This is a genomic window from Streptomyces sp. NPDC085900, assembly GCF_044540925.1.
Taxonomy (GTDB): domain Bacteria; phylum Actinomycetota; class Actinomycetes; order Streptomycetales; family Streptomycetaceae; genus Streptomyces; species Streptomyces gilvifuscus.
In genome coordinates this window covers 553,821-574,087 of sequence record NZ_JBITSP010000003.1, presented here as the reverse complement: position 1 = coordinate 574,087, position 20,267 = coordinate 553,821, and the positions used below count along the sequence as shown (strand labels likewise).

General features: G+C 71.5%; 20 protein-coding genes. 11 read left to right on the top strand and 9 right to left on the bottom strand.

The window, feature by feature from the left end; all coding sequences use genetic code 11:
• The first annotated feature begins 144 nt into the window (after window positions 1-144).
• The gene (locus ACIGDI_RS12050) at window positions 145-1,107 is read left to right on the top strand and encodes a DeoR/GlpR family DNA-binding transcription regulator (RefSeq protein WP_272175378.1); all 963 of its coding nucleotides are present in this window, start codon (window positions 145-147) and stop codon (window positions 1,105-1,107) included.
• A 57-nt stretch (window positions 1,108-1,164) separates the two neighbouring features.
• Here ACIGDI_RS12050 and ACIGDI_RS12045 read toward each other — a convergent pair whose 3' ends face one another.
• Together ACIGDI_RS12045 and ACIGDI_RS12040 are read right to left on the bottom strand one after the other, a co-directional pair.
• Entirely contained in the window at window positions 1,165-1,713 is a 549-nt protein-coding gene (locus tag ACIGDI_RS12045; protein WP_200702350.1) for a TetR/AcrR family transcriptional regulator, read from the bottom strand.
• Window positions 1,714-2,113: 400 nt separating this feature from the next.
• A complete protein-coding gene (locus ACIGDI_RS12040) occupies window positions 2,114-3,886 on the bottom strand; it encodes an acetyl/propionyl/methylcrotonyl-CoA carboxylase subunit alpha (protein ID WP_399894285.1) in 1,773 nt (590 codons plus the stop codon).
• A 339-nt stretch (window positions 3,887-4,225) separates the two neighbouring features.
• Here ACIGDI_RS12040 and ACIGDI_RS12035 point away from each other — a divergent pair, with 339 nt between their 5' ends.
• Complete coding sequence (locus ACIGDI_RS12035) at window positions 4,226-4,723, top strand: hypothetical protein (RefSeq protein ID WP_399894282.1); 498 nt, start codon at window positions 4,226-4,228, stop codon at window positions 4,721-4,723.
• Here the strand turns inward: ACIGDI_RS12035 and ACIGDI_RS12030 are convergent.
• From ACIGDI_RS12030 to ACIGDI_RS12015, 4 genes are all read right to left on the bottom strand, one after another.
• Entirely contained in the window at window positions 4,692-5,312 is a 621-nt protein-coding gene (locus tag ACIGDI_RS12030; RefSeq protein ID WP_399894279.1) for a Maf family protein, read from the bottom strand. The two genes, ACIGDI_RS12035 and ACIGDI_RS12030, sit on opposite strands and share 32 nt — an antisense overlap.
• A gap of 31 nt (window positions 5,313-5,343) precedes the next feature.
• A complete protein-coding gene (gene mmpB, locus ACIGDI_RS12025) occupies window positions 5,344-5,472 on the bottom strand; it encodes a morphogenic membrane protein MmpB (protein WP_107416103.1) in 129 nt (42 codons plus the stop codon).
• A gap of 138 nt (window positions 5,473-5,610) precedes the next feature.
• A complete protein-coding gene (locus ACIGDI_RS12020; protein ID WP_383672623.1) occupies window positions 5,611-5,820 on the bottom strand; it encodes an acyl-CoA carboxylase epsilon subunit in 210 nt (69 codons plus the stop codon).
• Window positions 5,821-5,829: 9 nt separating this feature from the next.
• Window positions 5,830-7,413 (bottom strand): acyl-CoA carboxylase subunit beta, encoded by a 1,584-nt coding sequence (locus tag ACIGDI_RS12015; protein ID WP_272175381.1) that lies wholly within the window; start codon window positions 7,411-7,413, stop codon window positions 5,830-5,832.
• A gap of 111 nt (window positions 7,414-7,524) precedes the next feature.
• Between ACIGDI_RS12015 and ACIGDI_RS12010 the strand changes: the two genes are divergently transcribed.
• Both ACIGDI_RS12010 and ACIGDI_RS12005 read left to right on the top strand, forming a co-directional pair.
• Window positions 7,525-8,385 (top strand): biotin--[acetyl-CoA-carboxylase] ligase, encoded by an 861-nt coding sequence (locus ACIGDI_RS12010; protein WP_399894274.1) that lies wholly within the window; start codon window positions 7,525-7,527, stop codon window positions 8,383-8,385.
• A 116-nt stretch (window positions 8,386-8,501) separates the two neighbouring features.
• A complete protein-coding gene (locus tag ACIGDI_RS12005; RefSeq protein ID WP_399894271.1) occupies window positions 8,502-9,608 on the top strand; it encodes an adenylate/guanylate cyclase domain-containing protein in 1,107 nt (368 codons plus the stop codon).
• A gap of 7 nt (window positions 9,609-9,615) precedes the next feature.
• Here the strand turns inward: ACIGDI_RS12005 and ACIGDI_RS12000 are convergent, their stop codons facing one another.
• Window positions 9,616-10,761: a hypothetical protein gene (locus ACIGDI_RS12000; protein WP_399894268.1), complete on the bottom strand. Its 1,146-nt coding sequence runs from the start codon at window positions 10,759-10,761 to the stop codon at window positions 9,616-9,618.
• Window positions 10,762-10,990: 229 nt separating this feature from the next.
• Here ACIGDI_RS12000 and ACIGDI_RS11995 point away from each other — a divergent pair, with 229 nt between their 5' ends.
• From ACIGDI_RS11995 to hutH, 3 genes are all read left to right on the top strand, one after another.
• Window positions 10,991-11,791 (top strand): enoyl-CoA hydratase-related protein, encoded by an 801-nt coding sequence (locus tag ACIGDI_RS11995; RefSeq protein ID WP_351480467.1) that lies wholly within the window; start codon window positions 10,991-10,993, stop codon window positions 11,789-11,791.
• Between the two features lie 90 nt (window positions 11,792-11,881).
• Window positions 11,882-13,030 (top strand): diguanylate cyclase domain-containing protein, encoded by a 1,149-nt coding sequence (locus ACIGDI_RS11990; protein WP_399894264.1) that lies wholly within the window; start codon window positions 11,882-11,884, stop codon window positions 13,028-13,030.
• A 90-nt stretch (window positions 13,031-13,120) separates the two neighbouring features.
• A complete protein-coding gene (gene hutH / locus ACIGDI_RS11985; protein WP_399895245.1) occupies window positions 13,121-14,659 on the top strand; it encodes a histidine ammonia-lyase in 1,539 nt (512 codons plus the stop codon).
• A gap of 36 nt (window positions 14,660-14,695) precedes the next feature.
• Here hutH and ACIGDI_RS11980 read toward each other — a convergent pair whose 3' ends face one another.
• Together ACIGDI_RS11980 and ACIGDI_RS11975 are read right to left on the bottom strand one after the other, a co-directional pair.
• Complete coding sequence (locus tag ACIGDI_RS11980; RefSeq protein ID WP_399894261.1) at window positions 14,696-15,496, bottom strand: hypothetical protein; 801 nt, start codon at window positions 15,494-15,496, stop codon at window positions 14,696-14,698.
• 42 nt (window positions 15,497-15,538) lie between these two features.
• The gene (locus tag ACIGDI_RS11975; protein ID WP_384815068.1) at window positions 15,539-15,853 is read right to left on the bottom strand and encodes a hypothetical protein; all 315 of its coding nucleotides are present in this window, start codon (window positions 15,851-15,853) and stop codon (window positions 15,539-15,541) included.
• 109 nt (window positions 15,854-15,962) lie between these two features.
• Between ACIGDI_RS11975 and ACIGDI_RS11970 the strand changes: the two genes are divergently transcribed.
• The 4 genes from ACIGDI_RS11970 (at window position 15,963) to ACIGDI_RS11955 (ending at window position 20,143) form a co-directional block, all read left to right on the top strand.
• Window positions 15,963-16,307 carry a hypothetical protein gene (locus ACIGDI_RS11970; RefSeq protein WP_399894258.1) on the top strand — a complete coding sequence of 115 codons (345 nt, stop codon included), beginning with the start codon at window positions 15,963-15,965 and terminating at the stop codon, window positions 16,305-16,307.
• 206 nt (window positions 16,308-16,513) lie between these two features.
• Window positions 16,514-17,779, top strand: coding sequence for an Ig-like domain-containing protein (locus tag ACIGDI_RS11965; RefSeq protein ID WP_399894255.1), 1,266 nt, complete (start codon window positions 16,514-16,516; stop codon window positions 17,777-17,779).
• A 156-nt stretch (window positions 17,780-17,935) separates the two neighbouring features.
• Entirely contained in the window at window positions 17,936-19,411 is a 1,476-nt protein-coding gene (locus ACIGDI_RS11960) for an ABC transporter permease (protein WP_399894252.1), read from the top strand.
• Window positions 19,412-19,459: 48 nt separating this feature from the next.
• Window positions 19,460-20,143, top strand: a complete 684-nt coding sequence (locus tag ACIGDI_RS11955; protein WP_399894249.1) for an ABC transporter ATP-binding protein — start codon at window positions 19,460-19,462, stop codon at window positions 20,141-20,143.
• Window positions 20,144-20,267: the final 124 nt, after the last annotated feature.

Below are 20,267 nucleotides of genomic sequence, written 5' to 3'. Positions count from 1 at the left end.
GGTCACGGGGAGTTGTCGCTCATGCGTACGGCATAGGCGGGGCGGGTAGGTCCTATACCACTTTCCGTCCTGGCGTGCGAACAACTTCTGCTATTCGGCGCAAACAGCTGAAACCAGACGGTCGTTGGCATTACTGTCAGTTTCGTGTTCGCTGCAGAACGTCGCCAATTGATCCTCGAAATGGTGCGAGCGAACGGGGCCGTATCGCTCCGTGAGCTCGCCCGCGTCGTCCAGACCTCCGAAGTGACCGTACGGCGGGACGTGCGCGCACTGGAGGCAGAAGGACTCCTCGACCGCCGGCACGGCGGTGCGGTACTGCCGGGCGGATTCACGCGGGAGTCCGGCTTTCCGCAGAAGTCACATCTCGCGACCGCCGAGAAAACGGCCATCGCCGACCTCGCCGCGGGCTTCGTCGAAGAAGGCGAGGCCATCGTGGTGGGGGCCGGTACGACCACGCAGGAGCTGGCCCGCCGGCTCGCGCGGGTGCCCGGTCTGACCGTCGTCACCAACTCGCTGCTGGTGGCCCAGGCTCTGGCCCATGCCAACCGGGTGGAGGTCGTGATGACCGGCGGCACCCTGCGCGGCTCCAACTACGCGCTGGTGGGCAGCGGGGCGGAGCAGTCCCTGCAGGGGCTGCGGGTCTCCCGGGCGTTTCTGTCCGGCAGCGGTCTCACGGCCGAGCGGGGGCTGTCCACCTCCAACATGCTGTCGGCCTCCGTGGACCGGGCGCTCGTCCAGGCCGCCGCCGAGGTCGTCGTGCTCGCCGACCACACCAAGCTCGGTACGGACACCATGTTCCAGACCGTGCCCACGGACGTGATCACGCGCCTGGTGACCGACGAGCCGCCGGCGCACGACGACCGCGCGGCAACGGAGTTGCAGGCGCTGGCCGACCAGGGTGTGCAGATCGCCGTCGCCGGAGCGTCCGGGAACTCCGTGGGCGGTGATTCCGTCCCCCCGCGCCAGGCCCGCCGGGACGTCGCCCTTCCGGGGCCCCGGCGCGGGGCGGTTCCCGGAGCCGGGACGGGGCTGCGCAGCGCCGCGGTCCTCGGTGAGCAGACGCCGGGTACCGAGCGGGCGCGGGTCGCCGACATGCGGCGGCGGTAGGGACGCTCCCGCCGCGCGGGGCTTGCGCCGGTGGCCGAGTGCGAACGGTTCGCTCGGTCAGCCCGGCTTCAGGCCTCGCAGCGTCAACTGGAGCAGGCGGTCCGCCAGTTCCGGGTCGCCCTGCGCCTCCTCCGCCGCCAGCGCGATCGCGTTCGTCAGCTGCAGCAGGTCGCCCACCGCCACGTCCTCGCGGACCCGGCCCGCCTGCTGGGCCCGGGCCAACAGGGCGGCGCCCGCCTGTCTGATCGGGTCGCTGCAGCGGGCCAGGGCCGAAGTGTGATCGGACGTCACGGACATCAGGGCGCGGGCCAGCCCCCGGTACTCGCCGGCATGGGCGATGATCTCGCGCAGCCAGGTCACCAGGGCCGCGCAGGGCTCGGGGGCGTCCAGCAGTTCGCGGGAGCGGGACAGCAGGTCGCCCACCGCGTCCTCGAAGACCGCGCTCAACAGGGCGTGACGGTTGGGGAAGTGACGGTAGAGGGTGCCGATTCCGACACCCGCGCGCTTGGCCACGTCCTCCAGGGACGCGTCCGTGCCGTGGGCGGCGAAGACCGAGCGCGCCTCGGCCAGCAGCCGTTCGCGGTTGCGGCGGGCGTCGGCGCGCATGGTGCGTCCCGGTGCCGCAGTCACCGTGGCCTCCCGGCTCCCGGCGCCTTCCGCCGAGGTCACGCCCGCCATCACTCCCACCTGCTCCCTCTCGCGCCCCCTTTGCCCCCAGCATGCCATCGAGGACGTGCGAGCGGCCTTCCCCGACCGGAGGCAGGCCGTACCTTCGTCTCAGGCGAGAGCGGCGCCGGGAGAGTGCGATGGACGTCAGCGCGGTGCGGACGTGCGTCGCGTGCTGACGCTCGTACGGGAATTCGAAGAGACCGGCTCCGTGCGGGAGTTGCAGCTGTGCGGGGCGGCCGCCACGTGAGGCCACCGTCACGGGGGACGGGGAAAGGCGAGGCGCCCGGCGGACCGACTGCTCCGGTCCGCCGGGCGCCTCGCCCGGGTGTCTGGCGGGTCAGTCCTTGATCTCGCAGATCGCGGCGCCGGAGCTGATGGAGGCGCCGACCTCCAGGCTCAGGCCCTTGATGGTGCCGGCCTTGTGGGCATTGAGCGGCTGTTCCATCTTCATCGCCTCGAGCACGACGACCAGGTCGCCCTCCTTGACCTCCTGGCCCTCCTCCACGGCCACCTTGACGATGGTGCCCTGCATGGGGGAGGCAAGGGTGTCGCCGGAGGCGGCGGGGCCGGACTTCTTGGCGGCGCGGCGCTTGGGCTTGGCGCCCGCGGCCAGGCCGGTGCGGGCCAGGGTCATGCCCAGCGAGGCCGGCAGGGAGACCTCCAGGCGCTTGCCGCCGACCTCGACGACCACCGTCTCGCGGCCCGTCTCCTCCTCCGCCTCGGCGTCGGCGGGGGCGGCGAAGGGCTTGATCTCGTTGACGAACTCGGTCTCGATCCAGCGGGTGTGGACCGTGAACGGCTCGTCGGAGCCGGTCAGCTCGGGGGCGAAGGCCGGGTCGGTGACGACCGCGCGGTGGAAGGGGATGGCCGTGGCCATGCCCTCGACCTGGAACTCCTCCAGGGCGCGGGCGGCCCGCTGGAGGGCCTCCTTGCGGGTGCGGCCGGTGACGATCAGCTTGGCCAGCAGGGAGTCCCAGGCCGGGCCGATGACCGAGCCCGCCTCCACGCCCGCGTCCAGGCGGACGCCCGGGCCGGTGGGCGCGTCGAAGGTGGTGACGGTGCCGGGGGCGGGCAGGAAGTTGCGGCCCGGGTCCTCGCCGTTGATGCGGAACTCGAAGGAGTGGCCGCGCAGCTCCGGGTCGTCGTAGCCGAGTTCCTCGCCGTCGGCGATGCGGAACATCTCGCGGACCAGGTCGATGCCGGCGACCTCCTCGGTGACCGGGTGCTCGACCTGGAGCCGGGTGTTGACCTCCAGGAAGGAGATCGTGCCGTCCTGGCCGACGAGGAACTCGCAGGTGCCGGCGCCCTCGTAGTGCGCTTCCTTCAGGATCGCCTTGGAGGCGCGGTACAGCTCGGCGACCTGCTCCTCGGACAGGAACGGCGCCGGGGCCTCCTCGACCAGCTTCTGGTGGCGGCGCTGCAGGGAGCAGTCACGGGTGGAGACGACGACCACGTTGCCGTGCTTGTCGGCCAGGCACTGGGTCTCCACGTGCCGGGGGCGGTCGAGGTAGCGCTCGACGAAGCACTCGCCGCGGCCGAAGGCGGCCACCGCCTCACGGACGGCCGAGTCGTACAGCTCGGGGACCTCTTCGAGGGTGCGGGCGACCTTCAGGCCGCGGCCGCCGCCGCCGAAGGCTGCCTTGATCGCGATGGGCAGGCCGTTCTGCTCGGCGAAGGCGACGACCTCGTCGGCGCCGGAGACCGGGTCGGGGGTGCCCGCCACCAGGGGGGCGCCGGCACGCTGCGCGATGTGCCGGGCGGCGACCTTGTCGCCGAGGTCGCGGATGGCCTGCGGGGGCGGGCCGATCCAGATCAGCCCGGCATCCAGGACGGCCTGGGCGAAGTCGGCGTTCTCCGAGAGGAAGCCGTAGCCCGGGTGGATGGCGTCGGCGCCCGACTCGCGCGCCGCGTTCAGGATCTTGTCGATCACCAGATAGCTGGTGGCCGGGGTGTCACCGCCCAGGGCGAACGCCTCATCCGCGGCGCGGACATGCAGAGCGTCCCGGTCGGGGTCGGCGTAGACGGCCACGCTCGCGATGCCGGCGTCCCGACAGGCCCGGGCAACGCGGACAGCGATTTCGCCACGGTTGGCGATGAGCACCTTGCGCACGATTGAGGCTCCCTCCTTGAAACAAGCCGAGTTTAGGGACAGCCGACGAGGCACTTCGACCCATCCCCAATGGTGAGCTTGCCCACACGGAGCGTGATTCGAGGCTTCCTCGACCCGCGAAATCCCTTGTCGCACCCTGGTGTGCAGGACTCCTCCGGGCAACCCTAGCCCTCTCATGTGGTCAAGGTCTCTGTGAGAGCGTGCTGCGGGCCACTCAGTTTCTTTGTGGAGTCCCTACGAATGGCCCAACGATTCTTTGCCGCTCGCCGAACCCTTGTCCCGCGGTTTACCCGTTAGTAGCGTTCGCGATGTATCGAACGGACGTGGAGGGGTGGCCCGGTGTTGCGCAGACCGGTGGCGTGGGTCGTGGCGGTCGTGCTCTTCGCCGAGGCGCTCGGCGTCGCGGCGCTCAACTGGTTCCTGGGGGTCGTCGTCGACCGGCAGGACATGTCGCTCGCCGGACTCGACCCGGACACGATGTCCCTGTCGTCGAAGATCGGCGGCGTCCTCTTCGGCCTCTACTTCGCCCTGTGCGGCCTGGTCGCGCTCCTGGTGGCCGTACGCAACCGTCCCCCCGCCGGCTTCGGCCGCGTCCTGCTGATCAGCGCGGCCGTCGTGCACGCCCTGCTGGGCGCGTTCGCGTGGGGACTGGTGGGCTGGCCGGCGTTCACGTTCATGGTGGTCGTACTGGCGCTGATCGTGCTGATGCTGATGTCCTACGACCGTCCGGTCGAACCCGCCGACGCGGCGCCGCCCGCGCAGGCGCCGGGACCCGAGAGCGGCGACGGCGACGCGGGCGCGCCCGTCACTCCTCCACCGGCGCCCACAACTCCGTGATGCCCACGCCCAGTTGAGCCAGCAGCCTGCGCACGAGCGGCAGGCTGAGGCCGATCACGTTGCCGTGGTCGCCGTCGATGCCGTCGATGAACGGCGCGCTGCGGCCGTCCAGCGTGAACGCCCCGGCGACGTACAGGGGTTCTCCGGAGGCGACGTACGCCGCGATCTCCTCGTCGCTGGGGTCACCGAAACGGACGACCGTGGAAGCCGTCCCCGAGGCGTAGCGGCCGCTGACGGTGTCGTAGACGCAGTGCCCGGTCTGGAGCGTGCCGGCCCGGCCGCGCATCGCCTTCCAGCGCGCCGTGGCCTCCTCCGCGTCCGCCGGCTTGCCCAACGCCTCGCCGTCCAGGTCCAGGACCGAGTCGCAGCCGATCACCAGGGCGCCGTGGACGTCCGGGCGGGCGGCGACGACGGAGGCCTTGGCCTCGGCCAGGGCGAGGGCCAGTTCGGCGGGGGTGGGCGCGCTGACGGCGTCCTCGTCCACGCCGCTCACGATGACCTCGGGGTCCATGCCGGCCTGGCGCAGGAGGCCCAGCCGGGCGGGGGACTGGGAGGCGAGGACGAGGCGGCGGCGGGGCTGATCGGTCATGGGGTCAGGGTATCGACGCGGATGCCCGGGTTCACCTCAGACCGATCACGATCATCGCCAGGACCATGGCGAGGGCCATGAGAACCCCGAGTCTGCGCAACATGTCCTGGGTGTCGCGCAGTTCCTCGGGGGGTTCGTTCTCGGGGTCCGACCACAGCATGCCACCAGCGTGGGGCTGGGGCCGGGGTGGGCGCCTGAGTACGGGTACTCAAGTCAGGGGGCGGGGTTGTACCTCTGTGCGCCCACGCGGCGGAGCCGCACATCGACACAGCCCCGCGCCCCTGAAAGGTGGGTCAGGTCAGCCCGGCCAGTAGGTGCGGGACCAGGCTGTGGGGCCCGGCTGGGGGAGGCGGTGGGTTGCGATGCGGGACGGGTCGGACCAGGAGTCGCGGGGCTGCGCGGCATCCGGTGTCACGGCGGACGCCGCTGCCGCGCGGGCCCTGACCACCGCCAGGGCGGCGGCCAGCTCCTCGGGGGTCGGGTTGCCCCGTACGACCTTGATGTTCACAGCGACTCCTTAGAGGGGGATGTTGCCGTGCTTCTTGGGCGGCAGCGACTCGCGCTTGGTGCGCAGCTGGCGCAGGCCGCGGACGATCTGCGGGCGGGTGTCGGACGGCATGATCACGGCGTCGACGTAGCCGCGCTCGGCCGCGACGTAGGGGTTGAGGAGGGCGTCCTCGTACTCCTGGATCAGCTGGGCCCGGGTGGCCTCGACGTCGTCCGCCTCGGCGATGGTGCGCCGGTGCAGGATGTTGACCGCACCCTGGGCGCCCATGACCGCGATCTGGGCGGTGGGCCAGGCCAGGTTGAGGTCGGCGCCCAGGTGCTTGGAGCCCATGACGTCGTAGGCGCCGCCGAAGGCCTTGCGGGTGATGACCGTGATCAGCGGGACCGTGGCCTCGGCGTAGGCGTAGATCAGCTTGGCGCCGCGGCGGATGATGCCGTCGTGCTCCTGGTCGACGCCGGGCAGGAAGCCGGGGACGTCGACGAAGGTCAGCACCGGGATGTTGAAGGCGTCGCAGGTGCGCACGAAGCGGGCCGCCTTCTCGGACGCCTTGATGTCCAGGCAGCCGGCGAACTGCATCGGCTGGTTGGCGACGATGCCGACCGGGTGGCCCTCCACGCGCCCGTACCCGGTGACGATGTTCGGCGCGAACAGCGGCTGGGTCTCGAAGAACTCGGCGTCGTCCAGGACGTGTTCGATCACCGTCTTGATGTCGTACGGCTGGTTGGCGCTGTCCGGGACGAGGGTGTCGAGCTCACGGTCCTCGTCGGTGACGGTGAGGTCGGCCTCCTCCGGGTAGACCGGGGCCTCGGAGAGGTTGTTGGACGGCAGGTACGACAGCAGCTGCTTGATGTACTCGATGGCGTCCTTCTCGTCCCCGGCCATGTGATGGGCCACGCCGGAGGTCGAGTTGTGGGTGCGGGCACCGCCGAGCTCCTCGAAGCCGACGTCCTCACCGGTGACCGTCTTGATGACGTCCGGGCCGGTGATGAACATGTGCGAGGTCTGGTCGACCATCACCGTGAAGTCGGTGATCGCGGGGGAGTAGACGGCTCCGCCCGCGCAGGGGCCGACGACCAGGCTGATCTGCGGGATCACACCGGAGGCGTGGGTGTTGCGGCGGAAGATCTCGCCGTAGGCGCCGAGCGAGGCCACACCCTCCTGGATGCGGGCGCCGCCGGAGTCGTTGATGCCGATGACCGGGCAGCCGGTCTTCAGCGCGAAGTCCATCACCTTGACGATCTTCTGGCCGTAGACCTCGCCCAGCGCGCCGCCGAAGACGGTGAAGTCCTGCGAGAAGACGGCCACGGGGCGGCCGTCGACCGTGCCGTAGCCGGTGACGACGCCGTCGCCGTACGGGCGGTTCTTGTCGAGGCCGAAGTTGGTGGAGCGGTGCCGGGCGAACTCGTCGAGCTCGACGAAGGAACCCTCGTCGAGCAGCAGCTCGATGCGCTCACGGGCCGTCAACTTGCCCTTGGCGTGCTGCTTTTCGACGGCGCGCTCGGAGCCGGCATGCGTCGCTTCCTCGATGCGGCGCTGAAGATCCGCGAGCTTGCCCGCGGTGGTGTGGATGTCGATCTCTTCCGGCTCGGACATCGGGATCGCGGCTCCCTGCCTGCTCAAAAGGGGGGACGGTTACTCATCCGTAGAGTAGTGGTGCCCCTACGAATCAGCAGTGCGGCGTTTCACACACCTAGGGTGGCTTGCATGACGCCGCGAGATGCATCAGACGACAGCCGTTGGTCCGATCTGGACCGGCCGCCCCTCAACCCCGTCGCGCTGCGGCGCGGACTGGTGCGGGAGGGCGGGCTGTGGCGCGAGGTGGAGGTGGTGCAGCGCACCGGCTCCACCAACTCCGACCTGGTCGCCCTGGCCGAGGCCGGCAAGGCGGGCGAGGGCTGGGTCCTGGTGGCCGAGGAGCAGACCGCCGGACGGGGCCGTCTCGACCGGCAGTGGACGGCGCCGGCCCGCTCCGGGCTCTTCTTCTCCGTGCTGCTCACCCCGAGCGAGGTGCCGGTGGCCCGCTGGGGGTGGCTGCCGCTGCTCACCGGGGTCGCGGTGGCGACGGGGCTGGCGCGTGCCGCCGGGGTGGACACGGCACTCAAGTGGCCGAACGACCTGCTGGTCTCCATCGGCGGCGAGGAACGCAAGGCCGGGGGCATCCTGGCCGAGCGGGCCGGTGACCACGGGGTGGTCGTCGGGGTCGGCATCAACGTCACCCTGCGCGAGAACGAACTCCCGGTCCCCACGGCGGGCTCCGTGGCCCTCGCCGGAGCGGTGAGCACGGACCGCGATCCCCTGCTGCGGGCGGCGCTGCGGTCGCTGGAGGAGTGGTACCGGCGGTGGCGGGACGCCGGCGGCGATCCCGCGGAGAGCGGTCTGCAGGAGACGTACGCGGCGGGTTGCGCGACGCTGGGGCGGACGGTCCGCGCGGAGCTGCCGGGCGACCGGTCCATCGTGGGGGAGGCGGTGGCGGTGGACGGTGACGGAAGGCTGGTGATCGCCACGGAGGAGGGCGTGCAGGAGCCGGTGGGCGCGGGAGACATCGTGCACCTGCGACCGGCGTGAGCGTATTTCCGTACGGGCTGTCCGTTCTCGGCGCCCACGGAGTGAGCTAGCGCACACCTGCCGTACAGTTGAGGCCGGTCGATACGTGACCGCGGCAGATCGGAAGGGCAGCAGGCGTGACCGTCGACGACACCGGCTCTGGCGAGGGCGCGGACGCCGCCGACCCCGGCGAGGACCCGCTCGCCCTGCGTCTGGAACACCTGATCCTCGGCGCCGAGCGGCGCTACACCCCCTTCCAGGCGGCTCGTAGCGCGGGCGTGTCGGTGGAGCTGGCGACCCGCTTCTGGCGGGCCATGGGGTTCGCGGACATCGGGCAGGCCAAGGCGCTGACCGAGGCCGACGTCCTCGCGCTGCGCCGCCTGTCCGGCCTGGTCGAGGCGGGGCTGCTGAGCGAGGCGATGGCCGTGCAGGTGGCCCGGTCCACCGGGCAGACCACGGCCCGCCTCGCCGAGTGGCAGATCGACTCCTTCCTGGAGGGCCTGACCGAGCCCCCGGAGCCGGGCATGACCCGCACCGAGGTGACGTACCCGATCGTCGAGCTGCTGCTGCCCGAGCTGGAGGAGTTCCTCGTCTACGTCTGGCGCCGCCAGCTCGCCGCCTCGGCGGGCCGGGTCGTGCAGGTGGCCGACGACGAGGAGATGGTCGACCGGCGCCTGGCCGTCGGCTTCGCCGACCTGGTCGGCTTCACCCGCCTCACCCGCCGTATGGAGGAGGAGGAGCTCGGCGAGCTCGTCGAGGCCTTCGAGACGACGGCCGCCGACCTGGTGGCCGCGCACGGCGGACGGCTGGTCAAGACGCTCGGCGACGAGGTGCTGTACTCGGCGGACGACGCCGGGGTGGCCGCGGAGATCGCGCTGCGGCTCATCGAGACGATGGCGAACGACGAGACGATGCCGGAGCTCAGGGTGGGCATCGCCTTCGGCACCGTCACCACCCGTATGGGCGATGTCTTCGGTACGACGGTGAACCTTGCCTCCCGGCTGACCTCGATAGCTCCACGGGACGCCGTCCTCGTCGACAGCGCCTTCGCCGAGGAGCTGATCCGCACCGGGGAGGCGCCGGCCTCCGAGGCGGAGGCGGCCGAGGCCGCGGCCGCGGCGGAGAAGGAGGGCGAGGAGCCGCCGGTCTACCGCTTCGGACTCCAGCCGATGTGGCAGCGCCCGGTGCGCGGGCTCGGCGTGGTCGAGCCGTGGCTGCTCACCCGGCGGGCCCAGGAGCCGTAAGGCGCCGTCAGTGCCCGAGCGGGCCGACGCACAGACCGACGACCGGCACGCACAGACCCGGCTCGCCCGGCTGCGGGGCGGGGGACGACGGTGACGTGCCGTGTCCCGGGTGCGGGGCGGCCGGCGTGGTCGCGGGCGGGCGGGGCGCGGCCGTCGAGGGCGCGGGCGTGTTGGGTGCCTCGGGGATCGTGGTCATGTCCGGCGAGTCCGGTGTGCCGGGGGGCGTGGAGGCTTCGGGCGCCGGTGTCGCCGCGCTCGTGACCGGCGCGGAGGCGGAGGTCGGGTCCGTCGTCGGGGTCGCGCTCGCGCCGCCCATGACCGAGGTCGCCGACGGGCTGACGCCGAGGGCGGCGGGGAGGGTGGCCGCCGCGTTCGTCGCCCCGTCGCTCACCCCGCCGCCGACGTCCTCCCGCGGCTCCGCCTCGGTGGTCCCGGGCACACCGCTCCCCGGCCCGGGGACCATCCGTACGATGCTCAGCGCCCCGGCGGCCAGCGCGAGCCCCCCGACGGCGAACAGCACCTTGCGAGACCGCGGCCTGCGATGACGCCCCCGAACACGGGCACCGAAGAGGCGGGGGCCCGGGATGGCGGTCGGTACGGTCTCGGCGGTGGGGTGCGCGCGGGCGGCGGCGACGGGCGGTACGGTCGCGGCGCCGATGTGCGCGGGTGCGGTGGTACGGGAGTGAGGGCCCTGCGGCCTGCCGCCGTGCGGCACCCCGGGCCGGTCGGCGGCGGGGACCGGGGGTGCGGCCTTGACGCCGGTGTGCGCGGGTGGCGTGGCCTGGGAGCGCGGCTGCTGCGGTCCGCTGTCGTGCGGGGCGACGGGCCGGTCGGCGGCGGGGACCGGAGGTGCGGTCCGGGCATCGGGGCGTGCGGGTGTTGTTTCCCGGATCCGGGCAGGCTGTCGGTCGTCGTCGTGCGGCGCGTCGGGCCTGTCGTCGGCGGAGACCGGGGGGCGGGCCTTGAGGCCGGTGTGCGCGGGTGCCGGGGCCCGGGCCCCGGCGGGCTGTCGGTCGTTGTCGTGCTGCGCGACAGGTCGGTCGTCGGTGAGGGCGCCCGACGGCCCGCGGGGGTCGGGAGGGCGTGATGTGGCCTCGCGTTCCGCCGCTCGTGGCCCCTCCGGCCTGGTCGGCGTCTGCGTCGTCTTCGTCATCCCGGTCCCTCCCCGATGCGCTCGCGCCCCCTGTGCGCCGTGGCGGACGCACGTTATGCGCTTTCGTGGGCGGTGGGAGGGGAGTTGGGCGGGATGTCACTCGAACGGGGTCTCGGGCGGGGTTCGCGGGAACGGGCGCCCGGCGGCCGCCGTCGGCTCTTTCGCCCGGCGTGTGCGTCCTGCGATGATCGGGCCGAGCATTGTTAACCCGCGTTAACCGGAGGGTGTCATGAGCGAGGAGCGGTTCGGGGAGTTCGTGGTCGTACGGCGGCACGGGGACGGGCATGTCGCGGAGCTCGCCCTCGACCGGCCGAAGGCCATGAACGCCGTGTCGACCGAGATGGCCCGGTCCGTCGCGGCGGCGTGCGCCGCGCTGGGGGCCGACCGGGACGTGCGGGTCGTCGTGGTGACCTCCACGCACGAGCGCGCCTTCTGCGTCGGCGCCGACCTGAAGGAGCGCAACTCCTTCACCGACGCCGACCTGGTGCGCCAGCGGCCCGTCGCGCGCGCCGCCTACACCGGCGTACTGGAGCTGCCCGTGCCGACGATCGCCGCCGTGCACGGCTTCGCCCTCGGCGGCGGGTTCGAGCTCGCCCTGTCGTGCGACCTGATCGTGGCCGACCGTACGGCGGTGGTGGGGCTGCCGGAGGTCTCGGTGGGAGTCATCCCCGGCGGCGGCGGTACGCAGCTGCTCCCGCGCCGGGTCGGTGCCGCGCGGGCCGCCGAGCTCATCTTCACGGCACGGCGCCTGGAGGCGGCGGAGGCGGCGGAGCTGGGGCTCGTGGACCGGCTGGTGGAGGAGGGGCGGGACACGGAGGAGGCGCTCGCCCTGGCGTCCCGCATCGCCGCGAACTCGCCCGTCGGCCTGCGCGCCGCCAAGCGTGCCCTGCGCCTCGGCCACGGCCTGGATCTGCGGGCCGGCCTGGAGGTCGAGGACGCGGCGTGGCGCTCGGTGGCCTTCTCCGGGGACCGGGCGGAGGGCGTGGCGGCGTTCAACGAGAAGCGGAAGCCGCAGTGGCCGGGGGAGTGAGGACGGGTTCGGGGCAGGGCGACGGGGGGCCGGTCACCCTCCCGCCGCGCCAACGGAACGAAACCCTCTAAACCTCCCTAACCTGGATTAATGGGTGAGGACAAGCGGCTCGCAGCCGTCGTCGCGTTGGCTCAGGGCATGGCTGCGGCCCACGGTGCGCGCGGTGCGTGGCGTGCGGCGGCCACCGGTGCCTGCCGGGCGCTGGGCGGCAGCTTCGCCGCGCTGTCGGTGTGGGAGCGGGAACTGGGGCGGCTGAAGGTCCTCGTCAATGTGGGGGAGCGGGCCGCGGGGGAGGACGAGTTCCCGGAGGACGAGTCGTATCCGGTGCACCAGTTCCCCGAGATCACCGAGTTCCTGCACGAGCGGTGGGCCGGGGGCGGTGAGCCCAACGCGTGGGTGGAGACGGCGGAGGGGCCCGCGGCCGGGCGCCGGCCGGGGTACGTCCACCAGCGGGTCGCCGCGCTGCGTCGCAGGGGTCGGGGCTGCTGTGTCGTCGCGCCGATCGTGCTGAACGGGCGGGCCTGGGGCGAGCTGTATGTCGCCCGGCGCTCCGGGGTGCCGGTCTTCGAGCGGGCCGACGCGGACTTCGCCACCGTGCTGGCCGCGGTCGTCGCCGCCGGGATCGCCCAGGCGGAGCGGCTGGAGGAGGTACGGCGGCTCGCCTACACCGACGCCCTGACCGGCCTCGCCAACCGCCGTGCCGTCGATGCCCGGCTGGACGAGGCCGTCGAGCGGCACCGCGTGGACGGGACCGTGGTCAGTCTCGTGGTCTGCGATCTGAACGGGCTCAAGCGCGTCAACGACACCCGGGGGCACGCCGTCGGCGACCGCCTCCTCGAACGCTTCGGCTCCGTGCTCTCCCTGTGCGGCGCCATGCTGCCGGGCGCGCTCGCGGCGCGGCTCGGCGGTGACGAGTTCTGTCTGCTGGCCGTCGGGCCGTCCGCCGACGAGGTGGTCAAGGCGGCCGACGAGCTGTGCCGTCGCGCCGCCGAGCTGGAGCTGGGGGAGGGGGTGGCGTGCGGGGTCGCGTCGACGCAGGACCCGATCGGTCCCGTCCGCTCGGCCCGCCGCCTGTTCCGCCTCGCGGACGCCGCGCAGTACCGCGCGAAGGCGCTCCGCGCGGGGCAGCCGGTGGTGGCCGGACGGGAGGGGCCCGACGACCCCGTCATCCGGCTCGCGGACGAGCCTTCGCCGGCCCTTCCCGCCGAACGGCGCCGGTTCCGGGGGCGCCAGGCCTGAAGCCCCGGGGGTCGGACTTCCTGTAAGGGTCGTACCGGCCACCCACTAGTGACATCCTCGTCTTCACTGCGTACGCTCCTGAATATGGATATGCACACTGTGGTGGTGGGGACGTCCGGGGTGACCGCGTCCGACGTTCTCGCCGTGGCCCGCGGCGGTGCCCGGGTCGAGCTGTCGGCGGAGGCGGTGGCGGCCCTCGCCGCGGCCCGGGAGATCGTGGACGCGCTGGCGGCCAAGCCCGATCCCGTCTACGGCGTCAGCACCGGCTTCGGCGCCCTGGCGACCCGGCACATCAGCCAGGAGCTGCGCGCCCAGCTGCAGCGCAACATCGTCCGCTCGCACGCCGCCGGCCTGGGGCCGAGGGTCGAGCGGGAGGTCGTACGGGCGCTGATGTTCCTGCGGCTGAAGACCGTCTGCTCGGGGCACACCGGAGTGCGGCCGGAGGTCGCGCAGACCATGGCCGACGTGCTCAACGCCCACATCACGCCCGTCGTCCACGAGTACGGCTCGCTCGGCTGCTCCGGCGACCTGGCTCCGCTGTCCCACTGCGCCCTCACGCTCATGGGCGAGGGGGACGCCGAGGGCCCCGACGGCGTCGTCCGGCCCGCCGGCGAGCTCCTCGCCGAGCACGGGATCGCGCCCGTCGAGCTGCGTGAGAAGGAGGGCCTCGCCCTCCTCAACGGCACCGACGGCATGCTCGGCATGCTGGTCATGGCCCTCGCCGATCTCGACATGCTCTACAAGTCGGCCGACATCACCGCCGCCCTCTCGATGGAGGCGCTCCTCGGGACCGACAAGGTCCTCGCCCCCGAACTGCACGACATCCGCCCGCACCCGGGGCAGGGCGCCAGCGCCGCGAACATGCTCGCCGTGCTGAAGGACTCGGGCCTGACCGGTCACCACCAGGACGACGCCCCGCGCGTCCAGGACGCCTACTCGGTGCGCTGCGCCCCCCAGGTCGCCGGCGCCGGACGGGACACCATGGCGCACGCCCGGCTCGTCGCCGAGCGGGAGCTGGCCTCCGCCGTCGACAACCCCGTCGTCCTTCCCGACGGACGGGTCGAGTCCAACGGCAACTTCCACGGCGCCCCGGTGGCCTACGTCCTGGACTTCCTCGCCATCGCCGCCGCGGACCTGGCCTCCATCGCCGAGCGCCGCACCGACCGGCTGCTGGACAAGAACCGCAGCCACGGCCTGCCGCCTTTCCTGGCCGACGACCCCGGCGTCGACTCCGGGCTCATGATCGCCCAGTACACGCAGGCCGCCCTGGTGAGCGAGATGAAGCGGCTCGCCGTACCGGCCTCCGCCGACTCCATCCCGTCCTCCGCGATGCAGGAGGACCACGTCTCCATGGGCTGGTCGGCCGCGCGCAAGCTGCGCACCGCCGTCGGCAACCTCGCGCGCGTCGTCGCGATCGAGCTGTACGCCGCCACCCGTGCCATCGAGCTCAGGGACGGGCTGACCCCCGCGCCCGCCTCGCGGGCCGCCATCGACGCCGCGCGGGCCGCGGGGGTCGGCGGTCCCGGGCCGGACCGGTTCCTGGCGCCCGACCTGGCCGCGGCGGACGCTTTCGTGCGGGACGGGCAGCTGGTGGCCGCGGTGGAGAAGGTCACCGGGCCGCTGCAGTGAGCGGTCGGGGCCCCGCCGCGGCGGGGCCCCGGTCCGTCACTTGAGCTTGGCCGCCTGGGCCTTGATCACGTCGGCGGGGACCGAGTACTCGCTCTTCTCGCCGGCCAGGGCGGCCAGGCTGATCGAGTAGTAGGTGGCGATCGTGGAGCCGTGCCGCACGACCTCGCCGTGCACGGTCTGCGTGTCGCCCTCGACCTTGCCGCTCACCTCGAACGCCACCGACTGCTCGCCGGTGCCCGAGGACTTCTCCGCGACGACCTTCGTGAACTTCTGCGTGTCCTGGCCCCGCGCCGCGATCGTGAACCCGCCCGCGCAGCCGGCGACCGCGTCCGACACGGACTTCATGGTCCGTGCGGCCCCCGCGCCGTCGTAGGAGGACAGGGAGACGATCGTCATCGTCGAGCCCATGATGTCCTTCAGGCTCTTCTCCAGGTCTTCGAGGCTCTCGTCCGAGGTGCTCGTGGAGGAGGGCTTCTCGCTCTTCTGCGTCACCATGCGGTTGACGTAGGCGTTCTCGTCGTCGCCCGGCGCGAAGCCGGTGAGGACGTAGGCGAGGGGCGCGCACTCGGCGTCGGTGACCGTGACTTGGTCCTTGGAGGCGGCGAACTTCCCGCCCGTGTCGGCGGACTTGACGTCGTATCCGTCGAGGTCCTGCGCGGTGACGACGAGCTTTCGCAGCTCGGCCGCGGTGTACGCCTTCGCGGCGGCGGTGGACGGGGAACCCTCGGCGTCCGAGGAACCGGAACCGGAATCCCCGCCGCAACCCGTGACAAGGGCGAGCGACAGCGCGCTCACGGTGACCGTGGCGGCCATGCGCACGCCCGATGATCTCTTCATGAGCCGGACTATGAAGTCCACGCCAAGGAAGAGTCAAGCGAGTTAAAAGCCGAGGCGTTCCCGGCGGACCGAGTAGACGACGAAACCGGCACCCAGCGTGAGGAAGAACGTCCCGCCGACGACGTACGGCGTGGTGTCGATGCTGCCGGTGTCGGCGAGCTGGGTGTCGTCCGCGGACGTGGCGGTCTCGCTCTCGCCGAGCTGCGACGTGGCCCTGGCCTGCGTCGTCGTCACCGTCGAGGGCTGGGTTCTCGCCGGGCTCTCCTGGGTCGCGTTGGCGGACGGGACGAACCACAGGGCCGCCAGCAGGGTGCCTGCGGCGGTGGCTGTCAGCAACGGACGGCGAGCGGATGACACGGAATATCGATCCCCTTGTGGCGCTGGCGAATTGGCCGTGTGGAGCGATGTTAGTGAAAGGCGCGGGTCACGGGAAAGTCACGGGAGGTTTGAGTCGTACGCTCGCGCCATGAGCACTGAAGAGACATCACGTTTTGTCCGCCTTCGGGTGGAACTCGTCCTGGAGATCGGCGACGCCGAGAGCGTCACCAAGGCCGCGTTGCAGCGGATCGCCGGTGAGAGCGAGATGCCGGACGACGAACGCGCGCACGCCGAGGGCGCTGTGACGGAAGACACCGCGGAGGCGCTCGCGTATCTCGTGGATCCGTTCGACCTGGTCACCGCCGTGCCTGGGGTGGAGCTCGCGCAGGCCTCCTGGTCCAGCGAGGCCATCGACTACGACCCCGATTCGCCGGACTGGGACCTCGACGAGGATGATGTGGACGAGGATGACGAGGAGGACGGCGTCGGCTGAACCGCCTGGGCGAACGAGACCCCGGTCGGCGAACGCCGTCCGGGGTTTCGTCTTCCCGCCCCGCCGGACGTGGTGTGCCCCACACATCCCAGGCATGTGGAACGGGAGAGACCGGTCGTAGCGTTGATGTTCGTTGACGGCTGAAGTTCTGTGGTTGAGGGGCCCGTCGACGGGGACTCTCGGGGTTCTGGGGAAAATCGGCAACGATGGAGAAGCGTGTGATGACGAACAGTAAGCGGCGCAAGGGCCTGACGGTCGCGTCCGCACTGCTCGGCGGGGTTCTGGTGCTCTCGGCCTGTTCCGGCGGCGGTGACAGCGCCGCCGGCGGCAAGAGCAAGGACACCTCGCAGGCCAAGGCCGACGAGGCGGCCGCCAAGAAGACCTCCGAGGCCGACATCAAGATCACGCCGAAGGACGGCTCGGACAACGCCTCCATCAACAACTCCGCCGCCGTCACGGTCAGCAAGGGCACGCTCACGAACGTGACGATGACGACCGCGGACGGCACCGCGGTCCCGGGCACCCTGTCCGCCGACAAGACCAGCTGGAAGCCCAACACCCAGCTGGAGCGCTCGACCACCTACAAGCTGGCGGCCACCGCGAAGGACTCCAAGGGCCTGGAGGCCCACGAGAACGCCTCGTTCACCACGGTCTCCCCGTCCAACAGCTTCATAGGCAACTTCACGCCGGAGAACGGCTCGACCGTCGGCGTGGGCATGCCGGTGTCGATCAACTTCGACAAGGCCATCACCAACAAGGCCGCGGTCCAGAAGGGCATCACGGTCAGCTCCAGCAGCGGCCAGGAGGTCGTCGGGCACTGGTTCGGGGCCAACCGCCTCGACTTCCGCCCCGAGACCTACTGGAAGGAGAACTCCACCGTCACGCTGAAGCTCGCGCTCGACGGCGTCGAGGGCGCCCAGGGCGTCTACGGCGTGCAGCAGAAGACGGTCACCTTCCACATCGGCCGCAACCAGATCTCCTACGTCGACGCCAAGACGAAGCAGATGAAGGTCACCGAGGACGGAAAGGTCGTCAAGACCATCCCGATCTCGGCCGGTTCGCCGCAGAACAAGACCTACAACGGCATCATGGTGATGTCCGAGAAGTTCAAGGAGACGCGCATGAACGGCGCGACCGTGGGCTTCACCGACGACGACGGCAAGGGCGAGTACGACATCAAGGACGTGCCGCACGCCATCCGGCTCACCAACTCCGGCACCTTCCTGCACGGCAACTACTGGGGCGCGAAGTCCATCTTCGGCTCGGTGAACACCAGCCACGGCTGCGTCGGCCTGTCCGACACCAAGGGCGCCAACGACCCGAGCACCCCGGCCTACTGGATGTACACGCACTCGATCGTCGGTGACGTCGTGGTCGTCTCCAACACCGGCGACAAGACGGTGCAGCCGGACAACGGCCTCAACGGCTGGAACCTGAGCTGGGCGGACTGGAAGGCCGGTTCGGCCGTCTGATCCCCCTCGGGCGCCCGAACCCACAGGCGCCGTACAGCTTTCCGATGCCGCCCCCCAGGGGCGGCATCGGTGTTTCCGGGCCCGGTCACAGCCTTCTCATGCAGCTCTTATGTCTGCCTTATCCAGTCATCACGCGCCGTACCTAGCTTGCGGCGCATGTTCTTCACCTACCTGAGGCGCGAACTGCGCCGCCGCAGAAAGGCGGCCCTCGTCGTCGCCTCCGGCCTCGCGCTGGGTATCGCGCTGGTCATCGTGGTCAACTCCGTGTCCAACGGCATGGGGAAGGCACAGGACAAGGTCCTCCAGTCGCTCTACGGCCTGGGGACGGACATGACGGTCACCAAGGCGGCGACGCCGACCGCGAGCAGTTCACAGCGTCCGCGCTTCCAGTTCGACGCGCGCGGCAACGACGACGACGCGACGCAGAGCAGCGACCGGGTCATGGTGCAGGGCTTCGCCACCCTGGCCTCCTCGACCGTCGGCAAGGTCGGTGACCAGAAGGGCGTCTCGTCCGCGGTGGGCGGACTCAGCCTCAACGTGGTCAAGGTCAGCGGCCAGTTCACCCGCGGCCAGTTCCAGCAGAACCAGAACTCCGGTGGCTCCAACCAGGGCTTCCCGGGCGGCAACGGCGGCGGCAGCGGCCAGCCGCAGGGCGAAGTGCGCGGCGGCGGCGCCGACTTCAGCCTCAACCAGTACACGGTCTACGGCACCGACGTCACCCGCACCGCCCTCGGCCCGCTGACCTCGTCGAAGATCACCAGCGGGCGCACCTTCAAGGCGACGGAGACCGACGCCAAGGTCGCGGTCGTCGACTCGGCGTACGCCAAGGAGAAGAAGTACAAGGTCGGTTCGACCGTCACCGTCAAGAGCGTCAAGTACAAGGTGATCGGCATCGCGACCGCGGACAGCGGTGACTCGGCGGCCAACCTGTACATCCCGCTGAAGCAGGCGCAGACGCTGGCCGGTGAGAAGAACAAGGTCACCACGATCTACGTCAAGGCGACCGACTCCCAGCAGATCGACTCCGTGAAGTCGACCATCCAGAAGAACGTCTCCGGTACGACCGTCACGACGTCGACGGACCTCGCGAAGACCGTCTCCGGCTCCCTGTCCACGGCGTCCTCCCTCGCCACGAACGTCGGCAAGTGGCTGTCGATCGCCGTGCTGGTGGCCGCCTTCCTGGTCGCCGGTCTGCTGACGTCCTCGGCCGTCTCGCGCCGGGTGCGGGAGTTCGGCACGCTGAAGGCGCTGGGATGGAAGTCGGGCCGGGTCACCCGGCAGGTGGTCGGCGAGGCCATGGTCAACGGGCTGCTGGGCGGTGCGCTGGGCATCGCGCTCGGCCTGGCCGGCGCGTACGTCGTGACGTCCGTGAGCCCCACGCTGCAGGCGCAGCTGGGCGGGGGCGGCGGCAGCACCGGTGGCCCCGGAGGCGGTGGTCCCGGCGGGGGCTTCGGCGGGCCGGGACGGCAGGCCGCGAAGACGCTCGAGGTCGCCCTCACCGCGCCGGTGAGCGTGACGACCATCGTGCTGGCGGTGGTCCTCGCGGTGGCCGGCGGCCTGATCGCGGGCGCCTTCGGCGGCTGGCGCGCGTCACGACTGCGCCCGGCGGACGCACTGCGCCGCGTCGAGTAGCGCACCACCACGCGCCCCACCCCGACCCTCCCCCTCTCAGGAGCCCCCATGTACGAACTCAGAAACGTCACCAAGCGCTACACCCGGGGCAAGGACACCGTCGACGCCCTCGACGGTGTCGACCTCTCCATCGCCGACGGGGACCGGCTGGTCATCCAGGGCCCGACCGGCGGCGGCAAGTCCACGCTGCTGCAGATGCTCGGCGCCCTGGACCGGCCGACCGCGGGCGAGGTCAGCCTCGACGGCACCGACCTGGCCAAGCTGTCCGAGGCCCGGCTGACCAAGGTCCGCAGCGAGAACATCGGCTTCGTCTTCCAGAGCTTCAACCTGATCCCGACCCTCACCGCCCAGGAGAACGTGGAGACCGCGCTCGTACCGCTCGGCGTGAAGGTGAAGGACCGGCGCGAGCGGGCGGCCGAGGCGCTGCGGTCCGTCGGGCTCGGGGAGCGGCTCGGGCACCTCCCCTCCGAGATGTCCGGAGGCCAGCAGCAGCGCGTCGCCATCGCCCGCGCCCTCGTCAAGCAGCCGAAGGTGCTCCTCGCCGACGAACCCACCGGCAACCTCGACGAGTCGATGCGCGACGAGATCATGGACGTACTGGAGCGCATGTGGAAGGAGTTGGGGCTGACCTTCATCATGGTCACCCATGACTCCGCGATCGCGCGGAAGGCTCCGCGCCTGGCGACGATCCGCAAGGGAAAGCTCACTGTCAAGGAGAACGCGGGAGCGTAACTCGACGACTCTGTAACGGAGTTGGGCCCAGTGCGTAACAGTCCCGGCGGCCCTCTCTCACCTTTCTCTCACCTATTGAGGTGTCAGATCACCCCCCGGCATACTCCGTATTCCGGGGGGTGTA

What these genes read in the sequence shown, in the direction of transcription:
- ACIGDI_RS12045 (WP_200702350.1), bottom strand. Translation starts at nt 1,713, where the DNA reads ATGCGCGCCGACGCCCGCCGCAACCGCGAACGGCTGCTGGCCGAGGCG.
- ACIGDI_RS12030 (WP_399894279.1), bottom strand. Translation starts at nt 5,312, where the DNA reads ATGACCGATCAGCCCCGCCGCCGCCTCGTCCTCGCCTCCCAGTCCCCC.
- mmpB (WP_107416103.1), bottom strand. Translation starts at nt 5,472, where the DNA reads ATGCTGTGGTCGGACCCCGAGAACGAACCCCCCGAGGAACTGCGCGAC.
- ACIGDI_RS12015 (WP_272175381.1), bottom strand. Translation starts at nt 7,413, where the DNA reads ATGTCCGAGCCGGAAGAGATCGACATCCACACCACCGCGGGCAAGCTC.
- ACIGDI_RS12010 (WP_399894274.1), top strand. Translation starts at nt 7,525, where the DNA reads ATGACGCCGCGAGATGCATCAGACGACAGCCGTTGGTCCGATCTGGAC.
- ACIGDI_RS12000 (WP_399894268.1), bottom strand. Translation starts at nt 10,761, where the DNA reads ATGACGAAGACGACGCAGACGCCGACCAGGCCGGAGGGGCCACGAGCG.
- ACIGDI_RS11995 (WP_351480467.1), top strand. Translation starts at nt 10,991, where the DNA reads ATGAGCGAGGAGCGGTTCGGGGAGTTCGTGGTCGTACGGCGGCACGGG.
- ACIGDI_RS11990 (WP_399894264.1), top strand. Translation starts at nt 11,882, where the DNA reads ATGGGTGAGGACAAGCGGCTCGCAGCCGTCGTCGCGTTGGCTCAGGGC.
- hutH (WP_399895245.1), top strand. Translation starts at nt 13,121, where the DNA reads ATGCACACTGTGGTGGTGGGGACGTCCGGGGTGACCGCGTCCGACGTT.
- ACIGDI_RS11980 (WP_399894261.1), bottom strand. Translation starts at nt 15,496, where the DNA reads ATGAAGAGATCATCGGGCGTGCGCATGGCCGCCACGGTCACCGTGAGC.
- ACIGDI_RS11970 (WP_399894258.1), top strand. Translation starts at nt 15,963, where the DNA reads ATGAGCACTGAAGAGACATCACGTTTTGTCCGCCTTCGGGTGGAACTC.
- ACIGDI_RS11965 (WP_399894255.1), top strand. Translation starts at nt 16,514, where the DNA reads ATGGAGAAGCGTGTGATGACGAACAGTAAGCGGCGCAAGGGCCTGACG.
- ACIGDI_RS11960 (WP_399894252.1), top strand. Translation starts at nt 17,936, where the DNA reads ATGTTCTTCACCTACCTGAGGCGCGAACTGCGCCGCCGCAGAAAGGCG.
- ACIGDI_RS11955 (WP_399894249.1), top strand. Translation starts at nt 19,460, where the DNA reads ATGTACGAACTCAGAAACGTCACCAAGCGCTACACCCGGGGCAAGGAC.